This is a genomic window from Streptomyces sp. NPDC001549 (assembly GCF_042894025.1).
Lineage (GTDB): Bacteria > Actinomycetota > Actinomycetes > Streptomycetales > Streptomycetaceae > Streptomyces > Streptomyces kutzneri.
The window spans coordinates 116853-124991 of sequence record NZ_JBIAVJ010000030.1; the positions used below are offsets into that span (position 1 = coordinate 116853).

8 protein-coding genes are annotated in these 8139 nt (G+C 74.1%); 4 read left to right on the plus strand and 4 right to left on the minus strand.

The window, feature by feature from the left end; translation table 11 throughout:
- Positions 1-78 precede the first annotated feature (78 nt).
- On the plus strand, positions 79-522 hold the full coding sequence (soxR, locus tag ACFY04_RS36210; RefSeq protein ID WP_301372142.1) for a redox-sensitive transcriptional activator SoxR: 444 nt from the start codon (positions 79-81) through the stop codon (positions 520-522).
- Here the strand turns inward: soxR and ACFY04_RS36215 are convergent.
- The 4 genes from ACFY04_RS36215 to ACFY04_RS36230 form a co-directional block, all read right to left on the minus strand.
- Positions 503-1084: a 3-keto-5-aminohexanoate cleavage protein gene (locus tag ACFY04_RS36215; protein WP_389123732.1), complete on the minus strand. Its 582-nt coding sequence runs from the start codon at positions 1082-1084 to the stop codon at positions 503-505. The genes soxR and ACFY04_RS36215 overlap by 20 nt on opposite strands.
- Before the next feature lie 216 nt (positions 1085-1300).
- Positions 1301-1882 (minus strand): hypothetical protein, encoded by a 582-nt coding sequence (locus ACFY04_RS36220; RefSeq protein ID WP_389123734.1) that lies wholly within the window; start codon positions 1880-1882, stop codon positions 1301-1303.
- Positions 1883-1977: 95 nt separating this feature from the next.
- On the minus strand, positions 1978-3342 hold the full coding sequence (locus ACFY04_RS36225) for a serine-threonine protein kinase (protein ID WP_389123736.1): 1365 nt from the start codon (positions 3340-3342) through the stop codon (positions 1978-1980).
- Between the two features lie 83 nt (positions 3343-3425).
- Positions 3426-4733 carry an exo-beta-N-acetylmuramidase NamZ domain-containing protein gene (locus ACFY04_RS36230; protein ID WP_389123738.1) on the minus strand — a complete coding sequence of 436 codons (1308 nt, stop codon included), beginning with the start codon at positions 4731-4733 and terminating at the stop codon, positions 3426-3428.
- 95 nt (positions 4734-4828) lie between these two features.
- On the opposite strand from ACFY04_RS36230, the gene ACFY04_RS36235 reads away from it, so the two are divergent.
- From ACFY04_RS36235 to ACFY04_RS36245, 3 genes are all read left to right on the plus strand, one after another.
- Positions 4829-5593 (plus strand): SDR family oxidoreductase, encoded by a 765-nt coding sequence (locus ACFY04_RS36235; RefSeq protein WP_389123739.1) that lies wholly within the window; start codon positions 4829-4831, stop codon positions 5591-5593.
- Positions 5578-7374: a class I adenylate-forming enzyme family protein gene (locus ACFY04_RS36240; RefSeq protein ID WP_389123741.1), complete on the plus strand. Its 1797-nt coding sequence runs from the start codon at positions 5578-5580 to the stop codon at positions 7372-7374. The genes ACFY04_RS36235 and ACFY04_RS36240 overlap by 16 nt, the downstream gene beginning before the upstream one ends.
- A 68-nt stretch (positions 7375-7442) precedes the next feature.
- Positions 7443-8048 (plus strand): TetR/AcrR family transcriptional regulator, encoded by a 606-nt coding sequence (locus tag ACFY04_RS36245; protein ID WP_030010409.1) that lies wholly within the window; start codon positions 7443-7445, stop codon positions 8046-8048.
- Positions 8049-8139 lie beyond the last annotated feature (91 nt).

Below are 8139 nucleotides of genomic sequence, written 5' to 3' on the forward strand. Positions count from 1 at the left end.
GACGGACGAATAAGCGCTTGCTCAGCATGCTGGGGGGCGTATGCGTATGTCAACGGACCTCCGACTACGCTCGGCCGGGTGCCGCAGATTCCCGAGAAAATCCACGAGCTCACCGTCGGTCAGCTGTCCGCCCGTAGCGGCGCGGCCGTCTCGGCGCTCCACTTCTACGAGGCCAAGGGCCTGATCAGCAGCCGCCGCACCTCCGGCAACCAGCGCCGCTACACGCGTGACGCGCTGCGCCGGGTGGCCTTCGTACGCGCCGCGCAGCGCGTGGGCATCCCGCTGGCCAGCATCCGCGAGGCGCTGGCCCAGCTCCCTGAGGAGCGCACCCCCAACCGCGAGGACTGGGCCCGTCTCTCCGAGGCCTGGCGCGCCGAACTCGACGAACGCATCACCCGGCTCGGCCGTCTGCGCGACCACCTGACGGACTGCATCGGCTGCGGCTGCCTGTCGATGGAGACCTGCGCGCTGTCCAACCCGGACGACGCCTTCGGCGAGCGGCTCACCGGCTCGCGGCTGTAGCGACCGCCCGCGCCACCACTTCCCGCGCCACCACTTCCCGGGCCGCCGTCACCAGTTCGGCGTTCGACCGGGCCGGCCGCCCGTCGGGCAGGTGCGTCACATCGCCCACGCCGGTCCGCACGCCGGTGCCGCACCGCGCGGCCAGCCGCAGCACCGGCCAGGCGGCCGCGTCCCGCCCGTACAGCAGCACCGGTACGGGCGGCAGTGCGCGCAGCCCCGCGACCAGGGCCGGATCGGCCGCCGCCAGCTCGGCCGAGAGCCGGACCCGCGCGGGCTCACGCACCGGCCAGGCCAGGAACCTGGCCAGCGGCTCCGGCCCGGCCGCACCGCCCAGCGGCACCACCGCGACCACCGCGACCCCCCGCGCCAGCAGGGCCTGCGCCAGCTCCGCCGCGCCCGGCTCCCCGAAGTGCACCACCGCCGCCCGGTCCGGCAGCACCGTCCACGAAGCCACCCGCTCCAGCCGCCCCACGGGATCGGGCTCGGCGGCGATCGACACCGGCACCGAAAGCGCTACGCCGACCCCCGTACGCCGCAGCACCTCCAGCACCGGTCCGATCACCCGCGGCGAGAGGCTCTCCCGCCCGCACGGCGTCCGCGGATGCACCAGCACCTTCCCCGGCCCCGGCGCCGCCCGCCGCGAGCGCCGATTCCGCCAGCGCCTCCGGCGACATCGGCACGGCCGGGCCGTCCGCGGCGCTCCGGGAGCCGTTCAACGACACCGGCAACGACACCGGCAACGACACCGGCAACGACACCGGCAACGACCGCAGCGGTCTCACGCGGCTCCCGCCGAGGGAGTGTCCACCAGGGCCGGTCTGGGCACCACGATCCCGCAGCCCGCGCACACCGGCCCGTCCCAGGCCAGCGCCCCCGCCCAGGGGCCGACCGGAGCCACCACCGGCCAGTGCAGTTCGGTGTCCCCGCACACCGGACACGCCGTCCCCGGCCCCGACTCCAGCGCCCGCACCAGCCTGCGCAGCACCTCGCCCAGCGCCCCCTCCGGCCGCACCCCCGGATCCGCGCACCGCACCACCGCGTCCCCGCTCCCGCCCCACGCCCACTCCGGCCGGCGCAGCCCGTGGTGCTTTTCCCGCCGGCGCCGTTCCGCGAACTGCCGCTCGTACTCCAGCCAGACCGCCCGCGCGTCCTCCAACTCCTCCAGAGCGGCGACCAGCCGCAGCGGATCGGCCCCCCGGTCCTCCGGGGCGATCCCGTGCCGGTCGCACAGATGCCACCACGTGGCCCGGTGCCCGTAGGGCGCGAACCGCTCCAGGCAGCGGCGCAGGGAATGGCGCCGCAAGGCCCGGTCATTGCGCGCGTCGCGCACCTGGTAGGCCAGACTCCGGAATCCCGCCATCACACCATCACCTCCGCCGATGTGCCCAACATGCCCGGCCGGAGGCAGGCGCATGCGGGGGCGGTCGAGGCGTGCGGGTGGCACATGGCCAGAACTCAGCGCCCCATGCGCCCCGCGGTCACCACCACCCGTGCCAGTTCCTCGTGGCAGATGTCGCTGTGCGCCCCCGACGGGGCGCCGCCGCGCCGCACCACGGAGCCCGCGTCCACACTGACGCAACCGGCCGCGGGCATCCCCTCGCGCAGGGCGGTCTCGAGGCTCAGCCGGGGCGCGCCCGGGACCGCCTGGACCCCGTCGTGTCCGATGGCGCCCCACCGCTCGTCGAAACCCAGCAGTCCGGCCGAATCCCCTGCCATCCGGGAGGCCAGCGGGTAGAAGACCTTGAGGGCCGAGTCGTGCGGGGAGTGGCAGGCGACCACCGGCCCGTCGACCCGGCGCTGGAGCCCGCGCAGGGCCCCGCCGTTGCCCTTGTCGTGCGGCAGCCGGTCGGCGAACGCGTAGTGGGAGAAGGCTCCCTGGAGCAGGGTCACGGATTTCACGTACCGGGCCCGGTCCGGCACCGCGCGCAAGGAGAAGGAGACGACGCGCGCCCCGAAGCTGTGCCCGATCAGATGGAACCGCAGGGCGGGGCGGGCGGCGGCCAGCTGGGCCAGCACGGGGCCGAGGCCGCGTTCGCCGACCACGCCCGCCCGCTTCTTCATCTTGTAGTACGTCGCCTGCCGCAGCAGTTCCTTGGCGCCGCCCCACAGGCCGCGCAGCCCGCCGCCGGCCGTGAGGCCCGGACCGCCGGGGCCCGCTGCGGCAGCCGCCTCCGGAGTACCCGGAGTACCCGGAGTACCCGGCGTGCCCGCCCTGGCCAGAGCGACGGAAAGGGCCCGGCACACCTCCAGCACATCGTCCGTGAAGATCGCGGGTACCGACGGTGCGACCGCCGCGGGCACCGCGTCCACCCCCGCCAACTCGCGCACCAGGGCGCCGAACTCGATGAAGGCGGCCGCCGAATCCGGCCGCTCCTCCAGCAGTTCCGCCACCCGGTCCAGCTCCGCCCGCCGCTCCGGCCAGAACTCCCCGAGCGCCCGGCGGGTGAGCGGGTCCAGTGCGCTGCCGAAGCCCGGTTCCGCGAGGGCGCCCGGCGCGTCGAAGTCCGGTATCGGCTCGTCGGAGAAGCGCATCGCGGGCCATACGACACCCACGTACCCCAGGCGCACCCCCGACCCCACCAGCCCCTCGAAGGGCGCGAAGAACCGGTCGTAGAGGCGCGTCGCCGTGGACCGGTCGCTGTTCCAGCCGTGCGCGAAGACCAGCAGGTCGGTCGCCTCCATCCGGGACACCATCCCCTGCGTGACCCGGTCCACGTCCCCTTCGGAGTCGAAGGTCAGCTCCGCGTACGGCCGGACCCCGACCCCGGCCCCGACCCCGGCCCCGATTCCGAATCCGAATCCGCCACCGATGTCCGCCATGACGTCCCCCTTCACGCCGTGCCTCCGGTGCAGTCAGCATCCTGCTGCGGGGCCCGCCCGGCCAGCCCCCCGACGCGGTCGGATCACGGGTACAGCAGATACCCCTCGCGTACCGCCCCGAAGCGCGCCAGTCCCGCCGCCCAGTCACCCATGACCTCGTCCACGTCCGCCCCCGCGTCGACCAGTGTCCGCACCCGGTCCGAGCCGGTCAGCCGGTCGATCCAGTGGTCCGCGCGCCAGCCGAAGCCGCTCCACACCCGCCGCGCCGTGATCAGCAGCCCGATCCCGGCCCGTACCGGGTCGAAGGCCTCCCGGTCGTGCACGATCAGCCGGACCCCGCCGCACACCTTCCCCACGTGCTTGGAGAACGTCGGCGTGAAGTACGCCTCCCGGAACCACACCCCGGGCACCCCCAGCGCATTCGCCGCCTCCGCCCACCGCCGGTCGATCCCCTCCGCACCGACCACCTCGAAGGGCGTGGTCGTCCCGCGCCCCTCGGAGAGGTTCGTCCCCTCGAACAGACAGGTACCGGCGTACGCGAGAGCCGTGTCCGGAGTCGGCATGTTCGGGCTCGGCGGCACCCAGGGCAGCCCGGTCTCCCCGAAGAACGTCTCCCGCCGCCACCCGGACATCGCCACCGCCGTCAGCCTGAGCGGCCGGTCCGTCAGGAACTCGCCGTTGAAGAGCCGGGCCAGCTCGGCCGCCGTCATCCCGTGCGCGAGGGCGATCGGCTCCCGGCCGACGAAGCTCGCGTACGGCCGCTCCAGTACGGGCCCCGCGGCCCGCCGGCCGCCCACCGGATTGGGCCGGTCCAGCACCACCACCGCCTTGCCGGCGAGCGCGGCCGCGCGCATGCAGTCGTAGAGGGTCCAGATGTAGGTGTAGAAGCGCGCCCCGACGTCCTGAATGTCGAAGACGACGGTGTCGACCCCGGCCGCCGTGAACACGTCCGCGAGCTTCTGCCCGCTCTTGCCGTACGTGTCGTACACCGGCAGCCCGGTCGCCGGATCCCGGGAAGCCCCCTCCGAGTCGCCCGCCTGCGCCGTTCCGCGGAAGCCGTGCTCGGGCCCGAACACGGCCACCAGATCGACCCGTTCGTCCGCGTGCAGTACGTCGACCAGGTGCCGGGCGTCGGCGGCGATCCCGGTGGGGTTGGTGACCACCCCGACCTTCTGCCCGGCCAGTGCGGCGTACCCGTCCGCGGCGAGCCGCTCGAAGCCGGTACACACCCGGCCGGCCGCCGCCGCCCCGACGACCTTCCCGTCCCCGGTCCCGGTGGTCCCGGTGGTCCCGGTGGTCCCGGCGGACCTGGATGGCCCGGCCGCTCCCAGGGTGCCCGCCGATCCGATGGCCCCCGCCAGCCCCAGCACCCCGCGTCGCGACAGCGTCATCCCGCCACGCTAGGGGCCGCGCCCCTTTCCTCCTGACATACCGACCGGTTAGTCTGCCCGCGATCCGGCATCCGGCCGCACGAGAGGTGGACCCCGTGAGCGCGTACCAGGACCAGCGAGTCGTCGTCACCGGCGCGGGCGGCGGCATCGGCGCCGCCCTCGCCCACCGCTTCGCGGCCGAGGGCGCCAGGGTGGTGGTCAACGACCTCGACCCGGCCAAGGCCGCCGCGGTCGCGGCCGCCATCGGCGCCCGGGCGATCCCGGTTCCGGGCGATGCCTCGGCGGTCGTGGCCGAGGCCCGCGAGGCCCTCGGCGGCACGGTCGACGTCTACTGCGCCAACGCCGGGCTCGCCTCGGGCGGCGACGCCTTCGCCGACGAGGCCGTCTGGGAAGCGGCCTGGGACACCAACGTCATGGCCCACGTCCGCGCCGCCAGACTGCTGCTGCCGGACTGGCTGGAGCGGGAGAGCGGCCGCTTCGTGTCCACCGTCTCGGCCGCCGGGCTCCTGACCATGATCGGAGCGGCCCCGTACAGTGTCACCAAGCACGGTGCGCTCGCCTTCGCCGAATGGCTCTCGCTGACCTACCGCCACCGCGGGGTCCAGGTCCACGCCATCTGCCCGCAAGGGGTGCGCACCGACATGCTGACCGCCGCGGGCTCGGCGGGCGAACTCGTGCTCGCGCCGACCGCGATCGAGCCGGAAGCGGTCGCCGACGCATTGTTCGACGGCATGGAGAAGGGCCGGTTCTTGATCCTCCCGCACCCCGAGGTCGCCGATTTCTATGCCGCCCGCGCCACCGAGCCGGACCGCTGGCTGAGCGGCATGAACCACCTCCAGCAGAAATGGGAGTCCCGGTGACCTCCTCCCGGCACGCCTCCCGGTATGCCGCCAAGCCGTGGCTCGGGCTGCTCGCCGCGGCCCAGCGGGCGCCCGTCGCACCGCCGCCCACCGTGCTGCACGCCTTCCGCGAGGCCGTCGCCCGGGCCCCCGAACGCACCGCCCTGGCCTACTTCGACGGCCGGATCGGCTACGCCGAGGCCGACGCGCTCTCCGACTCCGTCGCCGGCCACCTCGCGGCGCGCGGCATCCGCCGCGGGGACCGGGTCGCCGTCATGCTGCAGAACACCCCGCACTTCGTGCTCGCCGTCCTCGCGGCATGGAAGGCCGGAGCCGTCGTCGTCCCGCTCAACCCCATGTACAAATCCGGCGAGGTGGGGCACATCCTCCGCGATTCCGGGGCCGCCGCACTGGTCTGCGACGGCGGCGCGTGGACGGCGTACCTGCGCGAGGCCGCGCGGGACAGCGCCGTGCGGACCGTGCTGACCGCGTCGGACCTGGACTTCCAGACGCGCAACGACCCGCGCGTCTTCGGCCCGGCGGCGGACCGGGCCGCGGCCCCCGCCCGGCCGTTCGTGCCCGCCCAGGCGGCCGCGCCGGCCGCGCCGGACGCGGTGCCCGACCGGGAGCTGCCGGCCGCCGCGGACACCGCCGCCGATCCCGCCACCTCCGCCCTCGGCACCGCCGACCTCCTCACCGTGGCCCGCGGCAGGCGACCCGCGCCGGCCGAACCGTCCCTCACCGCCGCCGACACCGCCCTCATCAGCTACACCTCCGGCACCAGTGGCACCCCCAAGGGCGCGATGAACCCGCACGGCGCGCTCACCTACAACGCCGTCCGGCAGGTGACCTCCCACCCCCTGCCCGAGGGCGCCACCTACTTCGCCCTCGCGCCCCTCTTCCACATCACCGGCATGGTCTGCGAGCTCGCCGCCTGCCTCGTCAACGCCGGCACCCTGGTCCTCGCCCACCGCTTCGACGCCGGCGCCGTCCTCGACGCCTTCCTCGAACACCGCCCGGCCTACACCGTCGGCCCGGCCACCGCCTTCATGGCCCTCGCCGCCCACCCCGGGGCCACCCCGGACCACTTCGCCTCGTTCCAGGTGATCTCCTCCGGCGGCGCCCCGCTCCCGCCCGCGCTCGTCGGGCGCCTGCGCACCGCCTTCGGCTTCTACCTCCGCAACGGCTACGGCCTCACCGAGTGCACCGCCCCGTGCGCCAGCGTGCCCGTCCACCTCGAAGCCCCGGTCGACCCCGCCTCCGGCACCCTCTCCGTGGGCCTGCCCGGCGCCGACACCGTGGTCCGGATCCTCGACGAGCAGGGCGCCGAGGTCCCCTTCGGCGAGACCGGCGAGATAGCCGTCCGCGGCCCCCAGGTCGTGCCCGGCTACTGGGGCCTGCCCGCGGAGTCCGCCAAGGCCTTCCCGGACGGCGAACTGCGCACCGGCGACGTCGGATTCATGGACCCCGACGGCTGGCTCTACGTCGTCGACCGCAAGAAGGACATGATCAACGCCTCCGGCTTCAAGGTCTGGCCGCGGGAGGTCGAGGACGTGCTCTACACCCACCCCGCCGTCCGCGAAGCCGCCGTGGTCGGCGTCCCCGACGCGTACCGCGGGGAGAGCGTGAAGGCGTACGTGAGCCTGCGTCCCGGCACCTCGGTGGAGCCCGCTGAGCTCGCCGCCTACTGTGCCGAGCGCATCGCCGCGTACAAATACCCGCGCCGGGTCGAGATCCTGCCTGTCCTTCCGAAGACGACCAGTGGCAAGATCCTGCGACGGGAACTGCGCGAGCGCGGCTGAAAACAGTCGGACGGTCGTACAGCTGGTCGCCGTGACCAGGCAGGAACGAGGAAGGGAAGGTCAGCGCCATGGCGGCACGGACCACGGAACCCGCAGGCACGCACGAGGCCCCGGTACCGCAGCGGCTGCTGGCCGTCGCCACCCGGCTGTTCGCCGAGCGCGGATACGACCGCACCTCGGTCCAGGAGATCGTCGAGGCGGCCGGTGTCACGAAGGGCGCGCTCTACCACTACTTCGGGTCCAAGGACGATCTGCTGCACGAGGTGTACGCGCGGATGCTGCGGCTCCAGCAGCAGCGCCTGGACGCGGTGGCCGATTCCGACGCGCCCGTCGAGGAGCGGCTGCGCACCGCGGCCGCCGACGTGGTCGTCACGACCATCGAGAACCTCGACGACGCGATGATCTTCTTCCGGTCGATGCACCAGCTCAGCCCGGAGAAGTCCAAGCAGGTGAGGGCGGAGCGCCGGCGCTACCACGAGCGCTTCCGGGCGCTGGTCGAGGAGGGCCAGCGTACGGGTGTGTTCTCCAGCGCCACCCCCGCCGACCTGGTGGTGGACTACCACTTCGGGTCCGTCCACCACCTGTCCACCTGGTACCGGGCGGACGGCCCGCTCACCCCGCAGCAGGTCGCCGATCACCTCGCCGACCTGCTGCTGCGCGCGCTGCGTCCCTAGTCTTCTGAGTCGGGAATTCTGTTCAGATAACTGGCGAGGCGTTCGAGGATCTCGTCTGCGGTCTTGGTCCAGACGTAGGGCTTGGGGTCGG

What these genes read in the sequence shown, in the direction of transcription:
- ACFY04_RS36230 (WP_389123738.1), bottom strand. Translation starts at nt 4,733, where the DNA reads ATGACGCTGTCGCGACGCGGGGTGCTGGGGCTGGCGGGGGCCATCGGA.
- ACFY04_RS36225 (WP_389123736.1), bottom strand. Translation starts at nt 3,342, where the DNA reads ATGGCGGACATCGGTGGCGGATTCGGATTCGGAATCGGGGCCGGGGTC.
- ACFY04_RS36220 (WP_389123734.1), bottom strand. Translation starts at nt 1,882, where the DNA reads ATGGCGGGATTCCGGAGTCTGGCCTACCAGGTGCGCGACGCGCGCAAT.
- ACFY04_RS36240 (WP_389123741.1), top strand. Translation starts at nt 5,578, where the DNA reads ATGGGAGTCCCGGTGACCTCCTCCCGGCACGCCTCCCGGTATGCCGCC.
- ACFY04_RS36245 (WP_030010409.1), top strand. Translation starts at nt 7,443, where the DNA reads ATGGCGGCACGGACCACGGAACCCGCAGGCACGCACGAGGCCCCGGTA.